Here is a 25,361-nt window from a genome sequence, read left to right on the forward strand (position 1 = left end):
CGCTTTCGACGGGGGTTGCCAGAAGGGCCATCCTTGGCCCTCTGGCAACGCGCTGCATCCATGCAGCGCCCCTGCGGGCTATTCCCGCCGAAAGCTCCGGTGCTCGGCGCGGCATACGGGGCAAAAAACATCCGTGCGTAACATCAGTTAAATTAATTGTGCATGTTCCCAAGTGAATTTCATTCATGGCGCATCTTCCAGCTTATCCAGTAATTCAATCAAACGGGTTACGCCTTGAAGCAATATGCCGCCGACTCCCAACGCAAACCAGACGCCAATCACAAAGCCCCAATGGATCGGCGCGGCGAAAAACTCTTCCCTGAACCAAAAAGTATGTCCCCACTCATTAAAACCGACGCTGACCAGGATCATGAACGGCCCGAATACCGCCAGCGTCAACGGCAGCGAAATACCCTTCGCATACAGCGGCAAGCGGGTCCGAGCATAAACCCAGGCACTTCCGCCTAAGATGACATACAGCGGAAAATTAAAATAAAACTCGATAATATGATTAGCGGTAAACGGCGTGTCGCGAATCGCCACCTGATGCCAGGAATTATCCTGTTCGGCAAAATAACTGCCGGCCCAGTAGACGGCAAAGGTGTAAACGCTAATCCACATCGTCAACGTGAAATAACGGCGGATTTCCTCTTTAGGGCTGATCGAATCCAGATTGCGATCCCGTGAAACCCATAAATACCCCCATAAACCCGCCGTAAATAGCGCAATAATCACCAGCTCGATATAAAACAAACGCATCCAGTATTGTTCGAAGGCGGGTTCATAGGAATCCAGTCCGGCGGAAACCGCAAATTCGCCTTGATACAAACGCAAGCCGATGTAGATGACGGTGAGTATGCCGAAAGCTTTTAGATAAGTGGGCAAATCCTTCAAATACCAGGGTGCGTTATCCAGTTTTTCAAGCGGGGCTTTTAATTGCTCAGGCAGCGCGGCCTTTAGTTGCTCGGATGATATAGCCATGATGTTCTCCTGATGAGGTTAATTGAATTTTGGAATGACAGCGGCGGTAATGCTCGATATATAGCGTTTGCCGGTGAGATCATAAAGAAACAACAGGCCGCCGATTCGGCTATCCGCATCGCGAATCAATCCGTCCAGTTTTTCGGACTCCCATAAGCCGTCTTTGACGATCATCGTCAGGGTGCGCTGTTCGCCCGGCTTGATCGCGTCGTTATTATCCAAGCTCATGCCTTCCACAGAAACGGTCGAACTACCCGAAAGATCTTGATGCGCTACGGGCAGATCCTTGTTCAAAAAATACACATTGGCGGTCGAAAATTCGCCGATATGAATGGGAGCATTGCTTTGGTTATCGATTTTCAAGTCAAACTTCATCGCCCGTTCCGCTACGCGGTATTCGGCTTTTAAAGTATCGACATTAATGATACCGGCATTCACCTTAGCAGGAAGCGGTAAAATCTGATCTAAAGACGCCTGTAGAGGAATCGTGTTTGGAAGATCATTGTTCGCCATCGCATTAAAGGCCAATACCATGACCGGCACAACGACCATGGCCGATTTGGCAATCAGCTTATCTTGCGGCGTGATCAACTCATCTTCCATACCGGCTTCCAGCATGCGATAGCGGGATATGAATAAGGGTCTGCGCACCCACCATAATAGCCAGGCTGTTGCCAATATGCCCCAGAACGCATGCCACAACACCCCATTGGCAAAGCCATAGCTTTCCATATCGATCATCTCGCCGTTTATAATTTTGGCCGAGTTGCTAAAGTCCGACGCATCGCCGGCTATATCCAGCCACACGCCCGGCCCCATCACTTGTCCGGCATCTTTTAAGTTAAAGAACGGATGGATATGATAGCGGCCCGGCAAGCGTCCCTTGAGCACAACCTTGAAGTCGTAATCGCCGCCCGGTTCCAAAGCCACTGAATTAGTCCAGGGTTTTCCGTTCAGATAACGCTCGGTTCTGATTAACACCGGCCCCGGTGTCGATATGTTTAAAAATGAAGCTTCCGGTTTGGGTACGCCGATAGGCCAATCCTCAGCAACATGAAATTTACCGCTGACGCTGATTTCCTCATTGACGTTGAAAGCTTGTTTTGACCAATGCACGTCATACCATTGTATGGTGCGCATTCTGATGAACGGCTCCAACGCTTTCTCACCGTGAGCCATGACAGTCCGGACATCCATCACGTACACGGAAGAGATAAGACAGAATGCCATTAAAGTTTTGGCTAAAATCGTTTTCATAAACCTCTCCCTTTAGATTCTGTTAAGGTAACGAGTTGTCGAGAACCACTTGCCGATATACCACCATAAGGTGTACATCAGGGTGCATAAAAGTGCCGAACAAAATGCCGACAGCGGGGTCGCATATTGACCGTAGGTTCGCAAAGTGCCTCGTTCGATGATGCGTAAATACTCGGGCATGCCGGTGCGGATGTACTGAAAGCCGAACAGATCGGCTACAGTCACTTGCCCGTTACCCTGCTCAACAGGCACATGAAACATGCCGAAGATGGGCCAGTTGCTGGGGTAAAACAGCAATGCAAATGCCGCCCCGCCGAAAATAGCCGTTATCGTCAGGCTATTGCTCAACATCAGGATAAAGTCCAGAACCAGTGCGCCGGGCAACATCGTGGCGGGCAACACCATGTTGATCGGAAAAAAGTTCCAATAATGATAAGCAAACACCCGTGTAATCCAAGTACCTATCAATAGGGCTGCAACGCACAAAGTGGCGCCCATCGGCAGGCGAAATTTATTCCACAATACATACTGAACCGCAGCCGGAAAAGTTATACCCATTAACGGCGTAACCAGCGGCCACCATTGCCTGTCCTTCCAGTCCACCCAGAAATCCCAGTCGCCGACAGTCAACGCAAAATGAAGATGAAAGGAACCGATAAACAGAAAAAGAGCCAATACCAGGATCAGGTAATCGTAAGCGCGGGTAATCCGCGCCTTTTCTCCGGTGTAAGGTCGAAAAGACCGGTTTGAAATATTTGCTGACATAATTGTTTCTCCTATCAATAGCAATAGATAAGGCTGATTCGCCTATCCAAAAAGTCAGCGTGTTGTAAATTTTGTCGGCCGGCCATTGAGGGGGAACTGGGTCGACTCAAGCTAAACAACACGCTTGAGCAATACAGTAGGTTGAAAAGACGGCTTTGTTAAATGATTAAATTTCATCACAGCATTGACGCAATTCATGGTCGACGCTGCCAGTGTTTTTGTTATGCTAAGGAATATGCATCAATTAATTTAAGCCATTACCATGAAGCGCATGAAGGATATGAAGACTTAAATCCTTCATGCGCTTCATGGTTTAAAAATAAAACTGGCTCAAGTTATTTCATGTGCGTTCCTAACGTTGAATCAATCTTGTGAAACTCACATTGAAGGATACCCATATGTCCAATTTAAGAACCTTCGATTTGAACTTATTAGTGGCGTTTGATGTGCTGATGCGGGAGTTGAACGTTACCCGTGCCGCGGAACACATGTTCATTACGCAATCGGCGATGAGCCATATTTTGCAGAGACTGCGGCAACAGCTGGACGATCCTCTGCTGGTTAAGACGCCGACGGGCATGAAACCGACTGAAAGAGCGCTGGCCTTGATTGAGCCGATCAGAAGCTTATTGAATGAGATGGAGCAGCTGATTCAACCGCCGTTGGAATTTGAAGCAGGAACCAGTCAACGGCGATTTGTGCTTGCCGCCACGGATTACATGGAACTGCTGTTAATACCGGAGTTATCGGGATTGATCGGTCAAATCGCCCCCGGCATCGATCTTCATATTAAACGCACCGAATCGTCGTTTCCGGCCGCACAATTGGAAAACGGCAGCCTCGATGTCGTACTCGGTTTCGAATCGGTATTAAATCCGCCCGCTCATTTACATTGCGAGCATTTGTTTAACGACCGGATGGCTTGCGTGGTCAGGCAAGATCATCCGCTGATAACAAAAGCCCCTTCGTTAGACGAGTATGTGGCGGCTTCCCATATGTTGATTTCCCGGACTGGAAGCAACGTGGGCTTAATCGATCAAGAACTGGCGGAACAGGGATTGGAGCGGCGCATTAAACTCATCGTTCCGCACTTTCTTTCTGCGCCGCTGATCGTTGCCGAAACCGATATGATACTGTCGCTACCTTATCGAATTGCCGAGCAGTTTAAAAAATTTGCATCGTTGGAAATATTTCCGGTGCCTATCGAACTTCCTTCTTATGAGTTAATTATGATTTGGCATCCGCTCTATGATAAAGACCCGGCTCATGTTTGGCTGCGAGACAAAATCATAGCGATAGCCAGGAATATTAATGGTTCATGAGTATTGTATTATCGCCCAGGCAATCCGGCAGCCAGGGCTTTTATCTGTAACAAGTAGTACGGCGGTTTTGATGTCGATACCCCGCCATTAAGCGTTGAGGATTGATGTAGTCGATTGACCACCGCAACTAATTGACCGTTCGGTCCAAAGCTGAACGAATCCACCCACGACAATCGCGGGCACTGCGCAAGTCGCCGGTATTTTTTATCGGCCGAAATAACGCCAATCGCATTGGCTGCCAGCTCGCCCAGATAGATGTTGTTGTCCTTGTCGATGGTAATGCCGTCCGAGATCGGTTTATCGCTGTAGCGTTGAACGCGGTCCGCCAAAGCCTTGGTATCCAAATGCCCATTAGCCAGATCGTCTGCTTTTATCCGGTATAAACTGAGCCCATGCATCGGTCCGAAATATACCCATTCGTTGTTCAGGTCTTCTGTAATCGGGTTGACGCCGATATGAGGCCGAACCGATTTCCCGGATTTATCTTTAACTTGAATCGGTACATGATCGATGACCAGATCGACATTTTCCGGAATAACGCTGTGATGCCCCTCAAGCACACGTCTGGCCGTTCCCGTGCTCAGGTTGACGACAATCAGCGCGGCGTTTGCCCCACCGGCCGGATCGCTGATAAAAATATGCTTGTGCCGGGTATCAACCGCAAAATCGTTAACAAAAGCATCTTTAGGCGCTATCGGTGTCGGCAAATAGATGACCTGATGAAGTTTATTGCTTTGGGTATCCCACCCTACCAGCTTAGGTGTTACGCCGCTACGCATGCCGTTATCCAACATCCACACTATTCCATTGGCATCACTGCGGATGCCCAGCACGGAATCAAGTTTTAGGTTCGATATTGAATCCGAATCGGCCAATTCCTTATTCGGAAACGGCGCCAGTGCATTATTCTTATATTCAACCACCGTGTATTTCGGCTGATAAAACTGATGCATGCTCATGATGATACGGCCATTATCGGTCACGGTGACATTACCTGGACCGGTATCGAGATGGGCAATGATGTCAAAATTTGATCCGGCATTCGCTGCCGCTTCGAATGCGAACATCAATAAAATGGCTGTGAATTTAACGAGGGTATTCATAAATAGCTCCAATTGAAAAAGGCTCATTCAAAACATTACTCTTTCAAGTTAGACCTGTTAAATGATCTTTATTCATGGCGGTATTTATAAATTTTGTGGGATGGCGGCAATTCAATTCATCAAGAACCGGGGTTGCCGGAATGTCTGTTGTGGGGCCGATTTGACTCAAAATTTCAAGAACATCAGCAGCTTAGATGTTCGTATGCCTGAAAGTACTTTTAAGTTAGACATGTTCCGGCGGTAGTTGAACCGCCCGCAAGTTTTTCGTTTGCCGGTAAACCGGAGTTGCAAAGTTACCGAATTATTTTGGCGACCCACTTGAAAAAAGCTCCCAATATCGATATACAGATCGATATCGATCTTAAGGCGCTTTTATTGTCCTCCTTTAAGCAGTTATTTGTTAATGGCCGTAAACCGGCTAATTGCAGACAGTCAGTTTAGTTTTGCCCGTCTCATTCTGAAACAAAATCAAGCGGACTTTAATTAAGCGTCCTTGTGATTTGATCCTTTTAATCAATTGATAAATTTGTAAGGAATATACGACAAATTAAGTTTTTTCTAAGAAAATCAATGTAAATGTATTACGTTAGACATTTGTACATTAATCGTAACGTATAGGCTTATTTGTATGAACGAAAATGATGTAAGAGATCTCAAAAAGGCCGTAAGACTTCTCGAAAATCCGAGTATCGGTGCGAAAATTGCGGGTATTGTTGGAATCTCGATTGAAAAATCGATTGCACTTTTGCCAAACAAAGCGACACAGGCCATTGATTCCGCCGCACAGAAAGCGATATATGGCGCGTTAAGGCTATCCTTAAGAACTTTGGAGCCTCATAATCCAAGGTTGGAGACAGAGCCGCCAAAAGCCTCGAATGGCTGGCATATAGCAGCTACGGCGGTAACCGGGGCTATCGGTGGTGCTTTTGGATTGCTGGCGCTTACAGTTGAGCTTCCAATTTCAACAACAATTATGATGCGCTCTATTGCCGATGTTGCCAGAAGCGAGGGCGCGGATTTAAAAGATTTACAAACGCAACTTGAATGCGTTCAAGTCCTGGCATTTGGCGGGCCAACCAGCAACGATGACGCTGCGGAAATAGGTTATTTCGTCGCAAGGGAGGCTATGACCAAAGCCGTATCCGAAGCGGCTGCGCATATTGCAAAAAGTGGGCTTCAAAAGGAGTCTGCTCCGGCAATTGTTAGGCTGATAACAAAAATTGCAGATCGCTACTCGATTAGCGTGACAGAAAAAGCCGGCGCTCAACTTGTCCCCGCTCTTGGCGCCGTCGGCGGAGCATTGATCAATACAGTGTTTATTGACCATTTCCAAGATATGGCCCGCGGACATTTCACCATTCGCCGCTTGGAGAAGCAGTACAGCCACGAACTCGTCCGGCAAAAATATCTTGAATTTAAACAGTTAATCGCCTAACAAAACGATCAACTAGGGCGAGCAACGGCATAAACCGTTGCTCGCCTGTTACCCTCATCGTTGAATCTAAGTTTCAAAACATATTTGATTGATCGGAATGAATCAAAACCAGCCGTTCAAGAATGTCGTTTGCCGGCCTTAGCGTTTAACAACAAATCGCCATGCATTAAAATAAGGACATGTTTATCGCCGTCTTTCATATTTTTATTCTGTTTTTGTAAAAAACGCTATAAACAATTGATTATTAAAAATAAGTCGCTACAGAGCAAATAAGTCTATGAAAAATATATTGGTTGTATTTACCGGCGGGACCATTGGTTCTATTGCAACTAGCGGCACCATCAATACCTCCGATACCACATCGTTTAAATTGATCCGGCTGTTTGAACAGCATTATGAACGTCACCGGCAAATCCATTTCGACACGATCCAGCCGCTACAGATATTAAGCGAGAACCTTGCCCCCGCAGCCTGGAAGACCCTCATTGGAGCCATAGAAGCTGCCCGGCCCGATCAGTATGACGGCATTATCATCACGCACGGCACCGATACGCTGGCTTATACGGCATGCGCGCTGAGCTTTTATTTTAACGCCCTCAAAATTCCGATGTTGCTGGTCTCCAGCGATTATCCGCTGGATCATCCCAAAGCCAATGGGCTTGAAAACTTTATCTGTGCTGTTGAGTTTATCCTACAACTTAACCAAGCCGGGGTTTTTGTGCCCTACCGAAACCAACAGCAAAAGGCTCAATTGCATCAAGGCACTCGCTTGGCTTGCTCTTTACAGTTAAGTGGTGATTTTTTCAGCGTTCAGGGCAAAAGCTACATGCAATTTGAAAACCGGCAGTTTTCATTATTGAGTCCCACCGCACGGCAAATGCCGGTCCACATCCCGTTAAAAGCCGATTTTTCCGAGCGTATCTTAATGATCAAGCCCTATCCGGGGCTCGATTACAGCCGGTTTAGCCTGGATAATGTCGACGCAGTTTTGCATGACTTATATCACTCCGGCACCGCGTGCGCATCGCTGCAATGGGGTGAAAACTATTCATTGGTTGAATTTATACAACGTTGCGAAAAACAAAATATCGCTGTCTATCTGGCTCCGGCGTTTAAATCAAACAAGGCCTACCAAAGCACCCAAACCTTAATGGAGCAAGGCGCCAAAATAATCTGGAATATGTCGATTGAAGCCGCCTATGTAAAACTGCTGTTGGCTTATGGCAATTTTGACGACGAGCAGGAAATAATGGAGTTTATTGGCAAAGATATTGCCGGGGAACATCTTTAACCAGAAGTGGGCAGATGGCAAATACCAGAGGACTTCGTTAGGGGCTCTAACTCACTGCCATTAAGTTAAGAACGTTGCGAGTCCGATCTTCCAAGTTTTAAAAACCTGGAAGGTCTTGCATATCTTAAGTTAACGGAACCGGCAATAAAGCCTATTCCGCAATAAAATGATCTTGATAGTCTTCCATGGCTAATCTAATCACTTCATGCGCTTCTTCCCGTCCATAAACATTGGTTATTTCGCAGGAGCTCTTTTCGCTAGGCAGCTGTTTATAGGTTAAAAAATAATGTTTCAGGCGATTGATATAAGACTCGGGGCAGTCCGATACGTCACTCCATTGCCGGTAAAACTCGTCGCCTTTCATGACCGCAATAATCTTGTCGTCGGCTTCTCCGCCATCCAGCAAACGAAAGCCGCCGATAGGTATCGCCTGCAACAAAATATCGCCGTGAGTCACACTGCGCTCACTTAAAACGCAAATATCCAGCGGGTCGCCATCACCTTTGGCAACCGGTTTGCCGGATCTTAATGCGGCATATTCGGCAACTCTATCAGCACAATAGGTCTGCGGAATAAAGCCGTAAAGCGTAGGAACCGTGTTGGAAAACTTTTGCGGCCTATCGATTTTAAGATAGCCGGTTTCTTTGTCGACTTCATACTTAACGGTATCCGACGGAACTATTTCAATAAAGGCGGTAACAACGTCCGGTGTATGGTTGCCCGGACTGATGCCGTGCCAGGGATGCGCTTTATATTGTATATTCATGAGTAATGGTTAATTTCCTTAAAAAATGGGCCGCCTGTTCCTGTCTTGAACGCTAAACTGTTAAACAGAAATCGGCGCCTTGATATGTTCATGTGCCTGATAGTCGATGACTTCAAAATCTTCATATTGATAATCGAACATCGATTCAGGCTTGCGTTTTATTTTTAATGTCGGCAGCTTGAATGGCTTGCGGGTTAACTGCAAGTTGGCCTGCTGCCGATGATTCAGGTAAAGATGTACATCGCCGCCGGTCCAGATAAAATCGCCGGCTTCCAAATCGCACTGCTGGGCGACCATATGCGTCAATAAAGCATAACTGGCTATATTGAACGGCAGACCTAAAAACGTATCGCAGCTGCGCTGATAGAGCTGGCAAGACAGCTTGCCGTCGGCCACATAAAACTGAAAAAACGCATGGCAAGGCGCTAAAGCCATTTTGCCTTGTGCGACATTCTGTTGCGGACTGATGCTTTCATCCGGCAAATCCGCGACATTCCAGGCCGAAACGATGATACGACGACTATTGGGGGTCTTTTTTAATTGTTCAATGACTTGTTGAATTTGATCGATATGCCGACCGTCGGGCGTCGGCCACGAGCGCCATTGATGTCCGTACACAGGCCCTAACTCGCCGTTTTGGTCGGCCCATTCATTCCAGATATTAACATTATGCTGATGCAAATAACTCAGGTTGGTGTCGCCTTTTAAAAACCAAAGCAATTCATAGATAATTGATTTTAAGTGTATTTTCTTTGTGGTAACCAGCGGAAAACCTTCCGCCAGCGGAAAACGCATTTGATGTCCGAAAATGGACAGGGTGCCGCTGCCGGTTCTGTCGCCTTTAGGGCTTCCTTCGGTAATAATTTTATCGAGTAATTCTAAATATTGCTTCATGCAGTTTTTTCATTGCCATATTGATGATTTTTTAATAGCGATTTACAAGGAGTTTTTTACGCCTCTAAGGAATGCCCATGAATAACTTCCGCAAGTTTTATTTTTAAACCATGAAGAGCATGAAGAACATGAAGGATTTAACTCTTCATGCTCTTCATGGTCATTGCTTAAATTAATTTATGTGTATTTTTAAGCAGGATAATTATTCATAGTTATTTTTTCACTTGATCAATCATAATTGCATTATGCCAGCTTCTTCAATTAGTCCTTGGATTTTTGCGTATGGCCGTAAACAGCTCTCCCGCATCAATCATCAATGCATATCCACTTCGCAGTTAAAAATATCAGTCCCATCAGTGCATACGCAATCGACCATTCCCAAGCCGGTGTTAAGGACAAGGCGGTATCGCTGACAGTCCAGCGATAAGAATGGATCAAGCCGCAGGCTGACAATAAGCTGGCCGAGCCGCTCCATAATGCGGCTTTGATAAAATGACGTTCGATAATCGCGACCGTTAATGCCGCCAGGATCATCGCGGTAAAAATAAATCCCTGCTCCAACGCGAACGCCCCGTGTATCCAGATATCCGACTGCTGAAAACGCATCAGCATCGACTCTGAAAACGCAGGCATTTGTGCTGTGCCGTAGTCGGCGGCCCGCACACCGTTTTTTGCCATAAAAGCGCCCCAAGCGGCAATGCCGGGAAGCAGCCCCATCACAACCGCCGGGGCATGTTTTCTGGGTGTTTCTTGAAACGCCTGTGCAGCAATCACAATGCCTATCCACAAGACAATCGCCATACCGGCATCGATTGGAATTGCCCAGGCAATATACGATAAGCTGCCGGTTAAACAAATCAAGGTAATAAACGCGCCGTTTAAAATCGAATAGCCTGCGCGGGCGCCCATTGCTTTCCAGCCCGGATGGCCGATATAAATCGTCGTTGGAAAACAGGAACCGAACAGGCTGGCAGCTATGGTGCCTATGCCGTTAACCGCTAACGAAGATTGGGTTGGATAACTGTCTCCGGCCGCTTCAGCCGATTCGATATTTTGTAAAGAGCCGATCAGATTAAACAGCCCCATCGGAATAATGACCGACAGATAAGTTAAATTGTTTTCCGAAGTCAGCACCTCGAACAAATCGCCGAGTACCGGCACCGGCAGATATAAATCCAGATCATTATCCGGCAGCGTGCCGACCGGCGCCAAGCCCATTAACCAAGACAACAAGACGCCTAATGCGACGGCCACCAGCCCGCCCGGAATATTGCCGCGAAAACGGAGTCTGCCGAAATAGACTAACAAAATCACACCCAACGTCACCAAGCCGACGACAGGATGAGCATAGGTGCGGAACAAAAAACCCAAGGAAATAAACGTTAAGGCGATACCCGATAAAGTGGATAACAAGGCGGCGCGCGGCGTCGCTTTTCTTAATCTTTCCACCACAAATGCACCGCCCAGTTCAATCAGGCCGGAACCGAAACAGGCTAACAAGCCCGCCTGCCAAGCGATGTGTTCGGGATTTGCAGCGCCATTGGCTTCGGCCAGCAACTTTGCAGGCAGCATCACCAGGAAAATATAGGCAAATAAAGAAACCGTATTAATGCCGTAAGGCAAGGCGCAAATATCATTGCGCCCCGAAGATTCCGCTAATTGTTTGGCTTGATAAGCGTAATACAAATTACCGACCAGCAATGAAACCGCGGCACCGGGCAGAATATGTTGATAAACCAGGTCATCTGAAAAGCCTAAGACCTGCCGGCATAAGCCTACGATAACCAATAATTGCACAAGATTATCCAGAGCCAGGCCAAAAAAACCGTCAACATCGGCGCGCACAAACCATTTCATTGCGAAATCCTAATCAAAAATAATAAAACGGAAATTGTCGCCTGCTTGAAAACACTTCCCGCGAGATTAAAAGAAACAGTATAGCTGCTTAAACTTAGTCAGGGAGCTGGACTTGGCCTCTGAGGTAACTCGCAAAAAACCGTCGCATCCTTAAAAAATAATCTTTGAAAATTGCGAACTGATAAAACGGAGCAGGCGCCTCTACCTGTCCAATACACGAGTTTAAACTTCTTGGCGATTTAACGATTTGGAATAGCTTTTTTATGCGCAAAATAAAACAGCCCTGCCCCAATCAAAATCATCGGCGTTGACAGTATCTGCCCCATCGTCACCCAATCCAGAGCCAAAAAGCCTAACTGCGCATCCGGCATCCTGAAAAACTCGACAAAAAACCTGAAGCAGCCGTAACAAAACAGTGCTAGGCCGGTAGTAGCCATAGCCGGTCTTGGTTTGCTGGAATACACCCAGAGGATCGCAAACAACACAACGCCCTCTAAAAAAGCTTCGTATAATTGCGAAGGATGACGGGCTAGCGGACCGCCATTAGGAAAAACCATGGCCCAAGGCACATCGGTGGGCCTACCCCATAATTCGGAATTGATAAAATTACCGATACGCCCTGCTCCCAAACCGATCGGCGCGAGCGGTGCGATCACATCGGTCAATTGCAGCATCGTGCAGTTTTGCTTTTTCGCAAACAGCCACATTGCGATGAATACACCCAACATGCCGCCATGAAAAGACATGCCGCCTTGCCAGATTTTAAATAGGACCAGCGGATTGTCTAGGAAGCCGGAAAAATTATAAAACAGGATATATCCAATCCTGCCTCCCAGGACTACGCCGAATGCGCCGTAAGTAACTAGGTCTTCTATGGCTTCCGGCTTAATCGGCGACCAAGGCTGTTCGGCGCGTTTTTGTCCTATAAACCATACGGCAGCAAAACCGATCAGATACATCAGGCCGTACCAGTGAATTTTTACCGGGCCTAAACTTACAGCGATGGGGTCAATTTGTGGAAAGTTCAGCATAATTGTCGAATGATTGATTAATTAAAATGATGAGCATGGGTGGATAACCTCTTTTTCAACTTTAGCGTCATGCGGAGAATGTCATCCGGTCAAAAATCATTAAAAACATCCAAAACCATGCCGTTAAGTGCAAAAAATTTCTGTGTGCCTAGCAGCCCAGAGCACCGGCTGTTATCCAACTTGTGTTGTATTTTCTTATTGTATCTTTAGCAATATCTACCAGCCTAACAAGATTTATCTTTCAAGCCTCATGATGGGCCCGTCTTAGAGCACTTCTTATTCAAATTCAGCATCTGCTTGCAGCTGGTAATGGTGTTTCGCATGCTTTTCAGGATATTGGTTGACCACAATTCGGCACATTATTGCTAACATATTTTAATTCTAAAACGATTTATAAATATATTGTGCTCGAAACAGGAAATAATCCATATATTCCTAGTGTTATTGTCAACATTGAACGTCTTTACTATAGTGAAATCGCAATCTAAAAAACCTTTCAACTTTAATGAGGACTTTCTGATGAATGACTTTCACAAAGATATTTTAACAGGAACGCTATTCGTAACCGGCCTGCTGGGCTTTGTTTCCGGTGAATTCACTATTTCATCCGCGCTGTTCGGTATAGCGGCAATTGCCGGCAATGTTAACCTGTACCGTAAAAAGGCCAAATCCGGACAATTATCATGCGAGTGATTCACTCAACTGAATTGCTCGCTCAGGTGACTTGAAAACTTCCAGGCATTAACGCCCTGGAAGTCTTCTTCTTTCGCAACATCGGTCTTTTTGACCGCAACCAAAACTCCGCCACTACCCATCACTCGATAACATTGAATGTTATTGACAAAACTTCTATGAGAGCGCCTGTGGCGTCCAGCTTGTCATCAAACCAATTTGCCGGGCATAGGCCGGTTCATAGTATGATGCTGGGGATGAATTAATTATTTAAAGTAATGCATTAAAATGAAAATATCACTTATCGTCGCAATGGCGAGCAATCGGGCCATCGGCTTGAATAATCAAATGCCCTGGCATTTATCCGCCGACCTTAAAAAATTTAAAAAAATAACCATGGGCGCACCGATTTTGATGGGCAGAAAAACCTACGAATCGATAGGCAGGCCGTTGCCTGGCCGCACTAATATCATTATCAGCAGGAATCCGTCATACAGCCAACCGGGCTGTCTTGTTTTTAACGATATTGGAAAGGCGCTGGAAAGTTGCGGTGATGCTAAAGAGGTATTTGTTATCGGCGGCTCGGATTTTTATAAGGCGATGCTGCCGATTGCCGATACGCTCTATCTGACGCAAATACACCAGGAATTTCCCGGCGATACGTTTTTTCCCGAGATCGATGCAGATCAGTGGATTGAAGTGGAGCGGGAAGATATCCAGGACGATCCTGATGTGGCATTCAGTTATAGTTTTTTGAAGCTGGAAAAAATTAAAAAATAGAGCACGGATGACACAGATAAGCGCGGATAAAAACGGAGATTTTATTGCCGGTAAATTTGCTAAAACACTTTATTAGTCATCCGCGTCCCATTAGATTCTTAAATCAGCCTGCCACTGCCAAATTATTTTTACGGGGTTTTTTAGCCTCGGGACAATCGATGCTGAAACGCTGCACTTGCTCACCCAGTTTTAATGCGGTCAGTTGGCCGCCCCAAAGACAGCCGGTATCAATCGCATAACAGTTCGATCCTTCGTAGTATCCTAAAGCGGACCAGTGACCGAAGATAATGCGCATGTCTGCGTTTTTACGTTTGGGCGCATCAAACCACGGAATAAGGTTGTCGGGCTGGGTGCCTGGAGGGCCGCTATGAATAAAATCCAGCCGTCCGTTAACATCGCAATAACGCATCCGGGTAAAGCAATTGATGATAAAGCGTAACTTCTCAACGCCTTTCAAGCCGGATGACCACAGGTTGGGCTTGTTACCGTACATTTGTTTTAAAAACACCTGATAATCAGGACCTTTTAAAGCCTGTTCCGCTAGCAAGGCCATTTTTTTGGTTTTGTTAAAATCCCATTGGGGCGGAAGACCGGCGTGGACCAGACAGAAATCATCGTTAAAATGAAACAGCGGCCGATGTCTTAGCCAATGAATTAACTCATCCCTGTCCGGTGCTTCAAGCACTGGAAGCAGTGTGTCTTTTTTATTGGCTATTTTGGGTGCGCAGGAGGCGACCAATAAATGCAAATCATGGTTACCAAGAACCGTGACCGCTGAATTCCCCAGTGATTTGACGAAGCGGAGTGTTTCTAAGGATTTGGGCCCCCGATTGACCAAGTCGCCGGCAAACCATAGTTGATCGAGCTGTTCATTAAAAGAGATGGTATCGAGGAGTTTTAATAATTCATCAAAACAGCCTTGAATATCGCCGATAGCATAAATGGCCATTTAATGCAGGGTTCTTGGGATGGATAAGGTAAATCTTGGCACGTCGGCGCGGAAATCATCGCCGTCATCCGAATGCATAGTATAGTCGCCCTGCATAGTACCGACCGGCGTTGCTATCATCGCGCCGCTGGTGTAGCGAAAAGACTCGCCGGGTCTAAGGTATGGATATTCACCTATCACGCCATCGCCCCTGACTTCCTGGGTTTTGCCATTGGAATCGGTAATCAGCCAATGGCGCTGGATCAGCTTTGCCGGTATTTCACCGACATTGGTGATAGTAATCGTATAAGCGAAGACATAGCGATCCTCAGCAGGAGAAGATTGCGCTTCTATAAAAAAAGGAGTCGCTTCAACTATAATTTTGTTTTTTTCGTTCATTATTGGATCATATTAGGTTATATGTTGAATATTTCATCGTAACTTCTTATTAAACGCAAGCAACTATTCAGTATGAAATACAAAGACTGCTTTTTAATCCTGTTGTTGACCTTATCCCAAGCGGCTCAGGCGGAAGACGCCAACGATCTGTTTGCCGCGGCGATGATGGGCAAGCTTGAAAGAACAGAAGCTTTGCTGGCGCAAGGGATTGATGTAAACAGTAAAACAGCCAATGGCCGTACCGCGCTGATGGCTGCGAGTTTCAACGGCAATGTAAAGATTGTTAAAGCATTGTTGGCGTATGGAGCCGATGTCAGCATTGCCGATAATTCAGGAACGACCGCATTAATGGATGCAACGGTTTTTGGCGATGAGGATATCGTAAATTCGTTGATTGCCGCCGGAGCCGATGTCAATGCGCTGGATAAACAAAATGTGACTGTTATGGCCAGAGCCAAGAAAACTCCCCATGACAAAATCATTAAGATTTTGGAAAAAGCCGGGGCAAAAGAAGAGGCGGAAGTGCCGATAGAAGAAGCGACAGCCAAAGACGGAGTGGGCGGAAAACCGGAAGAGAAGCCCGGTACAAAACCACCGGTTAAAAAATAATTCAACTCAGGACAAAACATTGCATATTCACATCTTAGGTATTTGCGGAACATTCATGGGCGGACTCGCCGTGATTGCGCGGCAGCTCGGGCATCAGGTCAGCGGTTCCGATCAGAATGTTTATCCGCCGATGAGCACACAGCTGGAACAGCAAGGCATCGTATTGATGGAAGGCTATCGGGCCGAGAACCTGGATAGCAAACCGGATCTGGTTATTATCGGTAACGCCTTGTCGCGCGGCAACCCGGAAGTCGAAGCGGTGCTTAACAGGGGATTGAGATACGTATCCGGCCCGCAATGGCTGGCGGAACATGTATTGCAGGATAAATGGGTGCTGGGCGTTGCCGGAACTCACGGAAAAACCACCACGACCAGCATGCTTAGCTGGATATTGGAACATCAGGGTTTTAATCCGGGATTTTTAATCGGCGGCATCCCGTTAAATTTCGGCATTTCGGCGCGTCTTGGCGAATCCGATTTTTTTGTAATTGAAGCCGATGAATACGATTCCGCGTTTTTCGATAAGCGCTCAAAGTTTGTCCATTACCGGCCCAGAACCGCCATTCTCAATAATCTTGAATACGACCACGCCGATATTTTTCCGGATCTGGATGCAATCAAAAAACAATTCCATCATCTGGTCAGGACTGTGCCCGGCGAAGGCCTGATTATCAGCCCTGAATGCGACGCTAATATTAATGATGTTTTGGCGATGGGATGCTGGACGCCGGCTGCCAAGACTTCGATTGATTCGCACGCGCAATGGAATGCCCAACTGATCAACAGCGACGGCAGTAAGTTCGACGTACTGATGGACAATCAGCAACAAGGCTGTGTCGAGTGGACATTAACCGGCGAACATAATGTCTACAATGCGCTGTCTGCGATAGTCGCCGCCAAACATGTCGGCATTCTACCCAAGGATGCGATAGCCGCCCTGGGGCAATTTAAAAACGTAAAGCGCCGCATGGAAGTAATCGCCAAAATCCCTGTCCTGAGCCCTTCGGCTGAGCTCAGGACAGGCGGAGTCGAAGGGAACGGTGTAACTATATATGATGATTTCGCCCATCATCCGACCGCGATACAAACGACGCTGGACGGTTTGCGAAAACAGGTAGGGCAAGAGCGCATTATTGCGATAGTCGAGCCGCGCTCGAACACCATGCGGTTAGGCGTGCATACCAAAACCTTGGCGGAATCTTTGGGCCATGCCGATCTGGCCATCATCTACCAGCCGGAAGCGATGGGCTGGGATTTAGGCGAGCTGAAAAAATATGCGAATAATATCGAAATCTGTAAATCGCTGGATGAAATCATCTCTAAACTCAAATTCGAAGCGCGTTACGGCGGTCATTTTGTGTTGATGAGCAACGGCAGCTTCGGCGGCATTTATCAGCGCTTGCAGGATGCGTTGAAAAGCTGATTCTAATATCAATTGGTCCACGAAAGGCACGAAAAACACGAAAAGACGCTTTTTTCGTGCCTTTCGTGTTTTTCGTGGATAAATAAATTTTTACACAAACAAAAGCATGCACATACAACAAGCCCTGCAAGCCCTGCTAAACAAACAAGACCTTAGCTCCGATCAAATGCGCGAAGTGATGCGGCTGATCATGAGCGGCAAAGCCACCGACGCGCAAATCGGCGGATTTTTAATCGCTCTGCGCTGCAAAGGCGAAACCATCGATGAAATCGCCGCCGCCGCCGAAGTGATGCGCGAACTGGCGACCACAGTGGCTATCACAGGCAACCATGTTATCGATACCTGCGGCACCGGCGGCGATGGAGCGAATACCTTTAATATCTCCACCACCTGCGCTTTTGTCGTCGCCGCAGCCGGCGGACAGGTCGCCAAACACGGCAACCGTTCCGTGTCGAGCAGTTGCGGTAGCGCCGACCTGCTGGAAGCCGCCGGGGTAAACCTGGATTTAACCGCAGAGCAAGTCGCGCACTGCGTCAATGAAATCGGCGTCGGTTTTTTATTCGCGCCCAAACATCACGGCGCAATGAAGCATACCAGCAATGCCCGTAAAGAAATGGGCGTAAGAACCCTGTTCAATCTCTTAGGACCGTTATCCAATCCCGCCGGAGCGCCGAACCAATTGGTCGGCGTATTTGCTAAACAGTGGCTAGAGCCGCTGGCGCACGTTCTGAAAAAACTTGGCAGCAAGCATGTGCTGGTGGTTAATGCCGACGACGGGCTCGATGAAATCAGCATTGCATCGCCAACAAGCATTGCCGAACTTAAAGACGGCCAAGTTACCAGCTACACGATTACGCCGGAGCAATTCGGTTTTAAACGCACCAGTCTGGACAAATTGGCCGTTGATGGTGCAGCTTCAAGCCTAGTGATGGTAAAATCAGTGCTGGACAATAAAGCCGGAGCGGCCAGAGATATCGTGGCGCTCAATGCAGGCGCGGCAATTTATGCAGCCAATATCACCGATTCTTTAAGCGCGGGCATAGAAAAAGCCCAAGAGCTTATCGCCGGCGGCGCGGCCAAAGCCAAATTTGTTGCATTGATCGATTATTCAAAAAACTTATAAAACAACTAAAAGCTATGACCGACACGCCAGATATATTAAAAAAAATCCTCGATAAAAAAGCCGAAGAGGTCGCTAGACGCAGGCTGGGCATGACCATCGCCAATTTGGAAGAAATTGCCGAAGGGGTAGAAAGGCCGCGCGGGTTTTATAACGCGCTGCAAAGCAAGGTATTGGCAAAAAAACCGGCCATCATTGCGGAAATCAAAAAAGCTTCGCCCAGCAAAGGCGTGATCAGGGAAGACTTTCAGCCCATTGCAATCGGTCAGGATTACGCAATGAATGGCGCGGCCTGTCTGTCGGTATTAACCGATAAGGAGTTTTTTCAGGGTTCGGAAGTCTACCTGCAAATGGTCAGGGAACGCTGCCCTCTGCCGGTGTTAAGAAAAGACTTCATGATCGACCCTTATCAAATCTATGAAGCCCGCGCTTTGGGTGCGGATTGTATATTACTGATTGCCGCCGGATTGGAAGACGGCCAAATGCACGAGCTGTCAGACATTGCAACCAAACTGGGTATGGATGTGTTGGTGGAAGTTCACAATGCGGAAGAACTGCAAAGAGCATTAACGCTCGATACCAAGCTGATCGGCATCAACAACCGCAATCTGCGCACCTTTGAAACCTCATTGCAGACCACACTGGAATTAAAAGCCAGTATTCCAAAAGATCGATTAATCATTACCGAAAGCGGAATTCATACGCATGAAGATGTACAACTGATGCTGGATAATGAAATCTACACTTTCCTGGTTGGCGAAGTGTTTATGCGGGCTGAAAGTCCTGGGCAGAAGATGAAAGAGTTATTTGCTTTGTAGAATAGACTGCTATTTTTTTAATATGTGAAGGCTTACCTAGGTTCCCCTTGGCTTATGACGATTAAGTTTCTAATGTAGGGAAATATGGTAAAGCTTACTCGATCAGCTGTTTCTTCAGACATATGCTCCCGGCGCATAGTCTCCAAGATGATTGCTTGTTTGATCGCAAGCCTCATGTTATGGCCCTGCGCTTGTCTGGCCGATGCGAAAGAAATTGTCGGCTCCTGGTATCAAGCTCCTGAAGATTGGACCTACGATGGACAGGCCGATCTTGCGGCAACGGGACTTAAGTCGGTAGCTAAAGTGGCATTGATTGGCGGCCATTTCTTCCAGCAGGCGGATCTCGACATCAATACTGCCGGCCGTCATGTGCTGGATTTCAAGAATACCACTACTATCGGGTATTTCCGCCATATCATCCTTGATGCTCAGAGGCATCCGGTTGCCGATTTGCAAGGCGGCATTCTGAGCAGCGAGCTGAATCCTTTTTTCCTGCGGCATGGCCGCGAGGTGGATCTTCCGGTCGGTCATTATCGCCTGTTGACTGAATTGAATTCCCCTTTCTTCCTGGCCGGACCGCAACCTTATCTGGACACGCTGGACGCTTACCGGCAAGCGATCAAACCTGGGAACGCTCTGACGTTGTTGTGCCTGGGCATGTTTCTGGGTTTGATGATTTATTATGCCGCGCTGGCGATTGCACGCTGGAACTTGTCTGCGGCGATGTACTCGTTCTTTATTCTTGGCAATCTGCTGTATAACGGCATGGCGTTGCTGGTATTTGCCGAACTGTTCGATATGCACTGGTTTTATCTGGTCAGCATTCCTATCTTGTTTTCCAACTGCTCGTATATTCTGTTTGTGATGTCTTTGCTGAAAATACAGCGTGACACCTATCCGCGCCTATACAATACCGGTGCCGTGGCGTTGGCTTTGCTGGTCGGACTGATAGTGTTGGCGGCGGTTATGCCGCACTGGTCGTTGGAAATAGATCGTTACGGTGTCGGCTTGTTTCTACTTTACGGTTTGGTCGCCGGCATTATACAGTCGCTTGAAGGTAACGTAATTTCGCGGCTTTATCTGTGCGCTATCGGGACGTTTTTTGTGTTGGGAATCACGACGATTTCGGCCAACAGCCTCAATTCTTATGGCCTGTATATTGAACATATGGGACTTTTTTCGGTGGCGGTAGAGGTTATGCTGCTGGCGCTGGTGTTGTCTTACCAGTTTGCTCAGCTTTATCGCGAAAAGGAATATGCGCTGGAATGCCTGGAACACAGCAACCGCATTGCCCGCACCGATACCTTGACCGGCTTGCCCAACCGTATAGGGCTGGATTTGACACTGGAAATCTTGCCGCAGCATGGTAGCTTGACGTTTATCGATATGGATGGCCTCAAGTATTATAACGACCAGTTCGGGCATGAGCGCGGAGACGAATTGCTGCGTGTGTTCGCATGGCATCTGAACGATCGCTTGCGCGGTAGGGCAGAGGCATATCGTCTGGGCGGCGACGAGTTTGCGATTACTTGCGAGCAAGGGGATGTGCCGTGGGTCGAGACCATGCTGGCGAAAGCAATTGAAGACATGCGAGCCGGCGGATTCAACTCTGCCGGCGCCAGTTTCGGTTCGGCATATGTTTATGAAGCCACGAGCAAAGAAAAACTCAAGCATATGGCTGATTGCCGAATGTATGAAAATAAGCGCCTTAATAAGCGTAGCCGTTATGAAGATCAGAATTACACTTAAAATAACTAAAATAACTAACAGGGGAGAGAAATAATGCAACGTATTTACGGTTTGATCTGGCCGATTGTGTTGTCGGTCGTGTTGCCGCTTGTGGCGGCGTGGTTCGCTTATCCCGAAACCCACTTGCCGCCCGGCTTCGGCGTGTTTCCGCCGCTTTTTGTGGAGAATCCGCCCGGGTTCAATTTGATAATTTTTATTGCACTGGCACTGGTAGAAGCGGCTATCGCCCTCTTTCTGCTGTTTCCTCAATGGTTCGGCTTTACCATACCGACACCGCCGCCCAAGCCGGCCCCGGCGACGTTGCCGGTGTGGTTCTGGATAGGGGCGGCGCTAACGCTGTTTTTTTGGTGGCTAATGTGGGCTCGGGTCACGCCCTTCGGCGACTTGGTATATTACGCCTTCACACCCTTGTGGTGGGGCTTCATCCTGGCACTGGACGGGCTGGTGTATCGCCGTAGCGGCGGTTATTCGCTGTTGGCGTCACGGCCCAAAACTTTGTTCATCAGCGCTGTGGTCTCAATAGTCGGTTGGTTGTATTTTGAGTATTTCGATTATTTTGCATTGGGCAATTGGTATTACCCTAATACCGCCGACGGCGTAATGCCGCTTAGCCATGGTACTGTCGTATTGCTGTTCCTGATTGCCTATAGCACGGTTTGGCCTGCTATCTTCGAGTGGTATACCCTGCTTAATACCTTTCCCTGTTTAGCCAGCCGTTATACTAACGGTCCAAAAATAGCGCTGCCGGGCGGGCTGCTGTTGTGGGGTGGTTTTTTTCTGATTTTTGCTGTGGTGTTCTTTCCTTATCCGCTGTTCTGGGCGATGTGGGTAGGGCCGCTGGCGATTTTTTCCGGTCAACTGATCAGAAAAAACATATGGAACCCGTTCACCGCGATGGCGGAAGGCAACTGGGGACCCGCTGTACTGGTAGCGATCGGCTCTTTGTGTAACGGATTTTTCTGGGAATTGTGGAATTGGGGAAGCAACGCCAATCCAACATTACCGGCTACCAACCCTAATTATTGGGTATACGATATTCCCTATGTCAATGTTATCCATATTTTTGCCGAAATGCCTCTGTTGGGATACATAGGTTATATGCCTTTCGGGATCTTGGTTTGGGCGGTGTTCATCTGGTTGGGAGCATTGTTCGGTTTTGATACCGGACTGCTGAAGGGTGATCAGGACAAAGGCTGAGGATTTTCTCGTTTCCCGAATCAAATCGGCTAAGCGCAGGATGCTTAAATAAATAGGCGGTTAAAAATGTTTATTCAGCACGAAGGACACGAAGAAAATAAACTTCGTGTCTTCGTGGTGATAATCTTTTTAAGGTTTTTAATTGGCTTTGGCTACCAGCGGCGGCTCAACATGAGATGCAAAAATAGCGCTTCGTTCCTGACTTCGGCATTGCCGAACAGGGGGCTGGTGTAATTCTCCTTGACCGGCAGCATATACTCCAAACCGCCGGTTAAACGCCATTGCCGGCTGATTTGCCGCGCGGCGCCCAGCGTGATGTGATGATCGAGGATTCCCGCCAGCAATGGGCTGGAGTTCTGTGCCGGAATCGGGTTATTGCCGTAGTTGTATCCGGCATAGAGCGTGGTAAGTTCGTTCCAGTTGTAAGCCAGCCCGGAGGCGAATACCCACTGGTTTTTCCAGTCGCCGGCCGTCACGATTTGATAGTCTGCCGGCGCCAAGGAGTTTTCAGGATCGGTGGCGCGCAAAGTGACGGATTTGATCGCGTCGGCCCAGTTGATCCAATTGACTTTAAAAGATAACAGCCAAGCATCGACTGGCTTGAACGCCAAGCCCAGCGCAGCTTCGCGCGGCAGCGCCAGACCCATTACGCTGGCGTTGCGATACTTGACTACCCCCAGTCCCATCCCCGAATAGTTAGCATCCAACTCGCCGTCAGTTAGTGGCAATTCGGTCTTTTCCGTGTAAGTCGCCGCCAGTGTCAGGGATGGATTGACGCGATACTGCACACCCAGTTTGAATCCCACTTTCAGCGCGGAGGCATCGTCGAGCTTATACCCGGCAAACGGAACTGCGCCAACCGAAGTATTAGGGAAAAACTTCTGTTTTACGCTGGCATAAGTGATCGCTAAACTGGCTCCCACCGACCAAGCATCATTGATTTTACAGCCTACTCCGGGGCTAATTTTGGCCATAGCGAACAGTGAACTCATGTCGTCGCGGTTACCGAATGCGGTATTGATGTTTTTGAACACCCCGCCGGCGCCGCCCTGACTGAACAGCCCAATTCCGGCGGTACATGGCACCGAATCAATCGACATGGCATAACCGCCGCCGCCCAGAAATGTATATTTGTTGTCGGCGTGCTTATCGTTGCCGAAACTATCCTTGTGCGAAAGATCAAAGGTGCGCAGCCCTGAGGCAAAGCCGTCGAATGCCTGTCCATGAATCTGCGTCAATCCCGCCGGGTTAGTGTTGAGTGCACTGGTATCTCGCGCCACCGCAATATCGGCTCCGCCCATCAGTGTCGATTCGGTTCCGAAGCCGATCAGGTTGATGCCGTTGGTAGCAAGCGCCACCGGACTAAGCAGCGCAAGCGTTAACGCCAAGCTAGATAAACGCCCGCGATTCTTAGTAAATAAGGACATGATAAATTAACAGGGATTTTTTGCTTGATAGTGTCTCATAATTCCTACTTTTAGCCTCACAAATTTGATTTTTTTCGACGATGTAATAGAAAGTACGTGGGTTTAAATGAGCCAGGCTTGGCATAAAAGCATCAATAAACAAAGCCATAACATCCCGGTTTCACACAGGTGTTTTTCACGTTTAGCTGGTTTTAGGAAGAATTTGCTCTTTTTAATAATCTTTTATGTGGGTGAGCGTACATACTTTGATGAGATGTAAGTTTAATGTGCTGAATAATCACAAAAATTTAGTTCGCTCCAAGCTCGATTCTTTAATCAAGATAAATTGCTCATTTTTGATCATCCTGTCTTCAGGAGAATACGATGAATCAGCTAGATCAGATTGAACGTGCTCTGAATGTCGCCGGCCTTAGTCTAGTATTTTTCGGCATGCTGACAGCCTGTGAACCAACTGTCGAATCTTCGCTTCAGCCGCAAGGTCAGGAAAAAACCGCCAAAACACAAATGCTTGAGGTGGGAGCCGCCATGTTACAAGCTAACTCACCGCTGAAATCTTTAGATATTTACCTGGATGGTTTTCATGCGACAAAAGAAGATCCAAATCATCAAATGGAGGCTCATCATTATTGCCATCAAGTTAATGAAGACTTTGCTCAATGTGCGCTGTTCGATGGCAATACTCGGCAGGCAAACCTGATCGGCATTGAATATATCATCTCGGAAACATTATTCGAGTCCTTGCCCGAACAAGAGAAAAAGTATTGGCACCCACATAATTTTGAGATTTTGTCCGGTCAGCTTATTGCGCCCGGTATTCCCGAAATGGCGGAAAGGCAACTTATGAAAGGCAAGATGAACAGTTACGGTAAAACTTGGCATGTATGGAATTCCACGCCGTTTGGAAAAGCCGGCGACAAAATGCCGTTGGGCGAACCCAGTCTGGAGTGGTCATTTAACCATGACGGCGAGGCATTGCCCGGTTTGGTCGAGCAACGCGATCAACGATTGCATGTCAAGGCCGGCGAACAGCGACGTAAGCGTGCTGAATTAAGTTCCATGGCCAGACCTCAAACGGGCGTCGATGCGTTGAAAGGAAAATTCCCAAGGTCTACAACATCACTTCCAGAGGTTGTGGATAAAAATGCCGAGCATTTGAAATAGTTAATAACTGATGTTACGCACGGATGTTTTTTGTCCCGTATGCCGCGCCGAGCACCGGAGCTTTCGGCAGGACAAATCGGCAGGATGGCCGATTTGCATGCGTAGCACCGGAAGGGCAAGGTACAGGGATTGTACCGAGTGAGTAGCCCAAAAGGGGCGCTGCATGGATGCAGCGCGTTGCCAGAGGGCCAAGGATGGCCCTTCTGGCAACCCCCGTCGAAAGCGAGGAGCGCAGGACAAATCGGCAGGATAGCCGATTTGCATGCATCGCACCCGAAGGGCGAGGCACAAGGATGTGCCGAGTGATTCAAGCGGCATCCGGGTCGCCTTTTCTTTGGTTACTTTCTTTTCGACTGCACGGATGCAGGAGGTAGAG

23 protein-coding genes and 1 pseudogene are annotated in these 25,361 nt (G+C 47.7%); 12 read left to right on the forward strand and 12 right to left on the reverse strand.

Annotated features, from left to right (window positions below; translation table 11 throughout):
* The 4 genes and pseudogenes from EPO18_RS16795 to amoA form a co-directional block, all read right to left on the reverse strand.
* Positions 1-187: pseudogene (locus EPO18_RS16795) on the reverse strand (hypothetical protein); the annotation flags it as partial.
* Positions 184-981, reverse strand: coding sequence for a bacterial ammonia monooxygenase, subunit AmoC (amoC, locus tag EPO18_RS16800; protein WP_292435304.1), 798 nt, complete (start codon positions 979-981; stop codon positions 184-186). The gene amoC and the pseudogene EPO18_RS16795, both read right to left, overlap by 4 nt.
* Positions 982-999: 18 nt before the next feature.
* A complete protein-coding gene (gene amoB, locus EPO18_RS16805; protein ID WP_292435305.1) occupies positions 1,000-2,238 on the reverse strand; it encodes a bacterial ammonia monooxygenase, subunit AmoB in 1,239 nt (412 codons plus the stop codon).
* Between the two features lie 12 nt (positions 2,239-2,250).
* Positions 2,251-3,003 carry a bacterial ammonia monooxygenase, subunit AmoA gene (gene amoA, locus EPO18_RS16810; protein WP_292435307.1) on the reverse strand — a complete coding sequence of 251 codons (753 nt, stop codon included), beginning with the start codon at positions 3,001-3,003 and terminating at the stop codon, positions 2,251-2,253.
* Positions 3,004-3,401: 398 nt separating this feature from the next.
* Between amoA and EPO18_RS16815 the strand changes: the two genes are divergently transcribed.
* On the forward strand, positions 3,402-4,325 hold the full coding sequence (locus tag EPO18_RS16815) for a LysR family transcriptional regulator (RefSeq protein ID WP_292435308.1): 924 nt from the start codon (positions 3,402-3,404) through the stop codon (positions 4,323-4,325).
* Positions 4,326-4,333: 8 nt separating this feature from the next.
* Here the strand turns inward: EPO18_RS16815 and EPO18_RS16820 are convergent, their stop codons facing one another.
* A complete protein-coding gene (locus EPO18_RS16820) occupies positions 4,334-5,428 on the reverse strand; it encodes an L-dopachrome tautomerase-related protein (RefSeq protein ID WP_292435310.1) in 1,095 nt (364 codons plus the stop codon).
* Positions 5,429-6,056: 628 nt separating this feature from the next.
* On the opposite strand from EPO18_RS16820, the gene EPO18_RS16825 reads away from it, so the two are divergent.
* Both EPO18_RS16825 and EPO18_RS16830 read left to right on the forward strand, forming a co-directional pair.
* A complete protein-coding gene (locus EPO18_RS16825; protein WP_292435311.1) occupies positions 6,057-6,863 on the forward strand; it encodes an EcsC family protein in 807 nt (268 codons plus the stop codon).
* A 277-nt stretch (positions 6,864-7,140) separates the two neighbouring features.
* Positions 7,141-8,154, forward strand: coding sequence for an asparaginase (locus EPO18_RS16830; protein WP_292435312.1), 1,014 nt, complete (start codon positions 7,141-7,143; stop codon positions 8,152-8,154).
* A 151-nt stretch (positions 8,155-8,305) separates the two neighbouring features.
* Here EPO18_RS16830 and EPO18_RS16835 read toward each other — a convergent pair whose 3' ends face one another.
* From EPO18_RS16835 to lgt, 4 genes are all read right to left on the reverse strand, one after another.
* Positions 8,306-8,920, reverse strand: a complete 615-nt coding sequence (locus tag EPO18_RS16835; RefSeq protein ID WP_292435313.1) for an inorganic pyrophosphatase — start codon at positions 8,918-8,920, stop codon at positions 8,306-8,308.
* A 60-nt stretch (positions 8,921-8,980) separates the two neighbouring features.
* The gene (gene thyA, locus EPO18_RS16840) at positions 8,981-9,814 is read right to left on the reverse strand and encodes a thymidylate synthase (protein WP_292435314.1); all 834 of its coding nucleotides are present in this window, start codon (positions 9,812-9,814) and stop codon (positions 8,981-8,983) included.
* A 306-nt stretch (positions 9,815-10,120) separates the two neighbouring features.
* A complete protein-coding gene (locus tag EPO18_RS16845; RefSeq protein ID WP_292435315.1) occupies positions 10,121-11,671 on the reverse strand; it encodes a SulP family inorganic anion transporter in 1,551 nt (516 codons plus the stop codon).
* Positions 11,672-11,910: 239 nt separating this feature from the next.
* Positions 11,911-12,702 (reverse strand): prolipoprotein diacylglyceryl transferase, encoded by a 792-nt coding sequence (gene lgt / locus EPO18_RS16850; RefSeq protein ID WP_292435316.1) that lies wholly within the window; start codon positions 12,700-12,702, stop codon positions 11,911-11,913.
* 519 nt (positions 12,703-13,221) lie between these two features.
* Between lgt and EPO18_RS16855 the strand changes: the two genes are divergently transcribed.
* Complete coding sequence (locus EPO18_RS16855) at positions 13,222-13,395, forward strand: hypothetical protein (protein WP_292435317.1); 174 nt, start codon at positions 13,222-13,224, stop codon at positions 13,393-13,395.
* A gap of 267 nt (positions 13,396-13,662) precedes the next feature.
* Positions 13,663-14,154 carry a dihydrofolate reductase gene (locus EPO18_RS16860; RefSeq protein ID WP_292435318.1) on the forward strand — a complete coding sequence of 164 codons (492 nt, stop codon included), beginning with the start codon at positions 13,663-13,665 and terminating at the stop codon, positions 14,152-14,154.
* A gap of 103 nt (positions 14,155-14,257) precedes the next feature.
* On the opposite strand, the gene EPO18_RS16865 is transcribed toward EPO18_RS16860, so the two are convergent.
* Together EPO18_RS16865 and apaG are read right to left on the reverse strand one after the other, a co-directional pair.
* A complete protein-coding gene (locus EPO18_RS16865; protein ID WP_292435319.1) occupies positions 14,258-15,103 on the reverse strand; it encodes a symmetrical bis(5'-nucleosyl)-tetraphosphatase in 846 nt (281 codons plus the stop codon).
* The gene (apaG, locus tag EPO18_RS16870; protein WP_292435321.1) at positions 15,104-15,481 is read right to left on the reverse strand and encodes a Co2+/Mg2+ efflux protein ApaG; all 378 of its coding nucleotides are present in this window, start codon (positions 15,479-15,481) and stop codon (positions 15,104-15,106) included.
* A 72-nt stretch (positions 15,482-15,553) separates the two neighbouring features.
* Here apaG and EPO18_RS16875 point away from each other — a divergent pair, with 72 nt between their 5' ends.
* The 6 genes from EPO18_RS16875 (at position 15,554) to EPO18_RS16900 (ending at position 22,397) form a co-directional block, all read left to right on the forward strand.
* Positions 15,554-16,090 (forward strand): ankyrin repeat domain-containing protein, encoded by a 537-nt coding sequence (locus tag EPO18_RS16875; RefSeq protein ID WP_292435323.1) that lies wholly within the window; start codon positions 15,554-15,556, stop codon positions 16,088-16,090.
* 19 nt (positions 16,091-16,109) lie between these two features.
* A complete protein-coding gene (gene mpl / locus EPO18_RS16880; RefSeq protein ID WP_292435325.1) occupies positions 16,110-17,513 on the forward strand; it encodes a UDP-N-acetylmuramate:L-alanyl-gamma-D-glutamyl-meso-diaminopimelate ligase in 1,404 nt (467 codons plus the stop codon).
* 106 nt (positions 17,514-17,619) lie between these two features.
* On the forward strand, positions 17,620-18,636 hold the full coding sequence (trpD, locus tag EPO18_RS16885) for an anthranilate phosphoribosyltransferase (protein ID WP_292435327.1): 1,017 nt from the start codon (positions 17,620-17,622) through the stop codon (positions 18,634-18,636).
* Positions 18,637-18,650: 14 nt separating this feature from the next.
* On the forward strand, positions 18,651-19,451 hold the full coding sequence (gene trpC / locus EPO18_RS16890) for an indole-3-glycerol phosphate synthase TrpC (RefSeq protein WP_292435329.1): 801 nt from the start codon (positions 18,651-18,653) through the stop codon (positions 19,449-19,451).
* 174 nt (positions 19,452-19,625) lie between these two features.
* Complete coding sequence (locus EPO18_RS16895) at positions 19,626-21,200, forward strand: GGDEF domain-containing protein (RefSeq protein WP_292435331.1); 1,575 nt, start codon at positions 19,626-19,628, stop codon at positions 21,198-21,200.
* Positions 21,201-21,233: 33 nt separating this feature from the next.
* On the forward strand, positions 21,234-22,397 hold the full coding sequence (locus tag EPO18_RS16900) for a mechanosensitive ion channel protein MscS (protein WP_292435334.1): 1,164 nt from the start codon (positions 21,234-21,236) through the stop codon (positions 22,395-22,397).
* 152 nt (positions 22,398-22,549) lie between these two features.
* On the opposite strand, the gene EPO18_RS16905 is transcribed toward EPO18_RS16900, so the two are convergent.
* The gene (locus EPO18_RS16905; RefSeq protein ID WP_292435337.1) at positions 22,550-23,824 is read right to left on the reverse strand and encodes an OmpP1/FadL family transporter; all 1,275 of its coding nucleotides are present in this window, start codon (positions 23,822-23,824) and stop codon (positions 22,550-22,552) included.
* Positions 23,825-24,187: 363 nt separating this feature from the next.
* Here EPO18_RS16905 and EPO18_RS16910 point away from each other — a divergent pair, with 363 nt between their 5' ends.
* Positions 24,188-24,985, forward strand: coding sequence for an OBAP family protein (locus EPO18_RS16910; protein ID WP_292435340.1), 798 nt, complete (start codon positions 24,188-24,190; stop codon positions 24,983-24,985).
* The last annotated feature ends 376 nt before the right edge of the window (positions 24,986-25,361 follow it).

The sequence above is a fragment of the Methylobacter sp. genome, assembly GCF_004322395.1.
Classification (GTDB): Bacteria; Pseudomonadota; Gammaproteobacteria; order Methylococcales; family Methylomonadaceae; genus Methylobacter_A.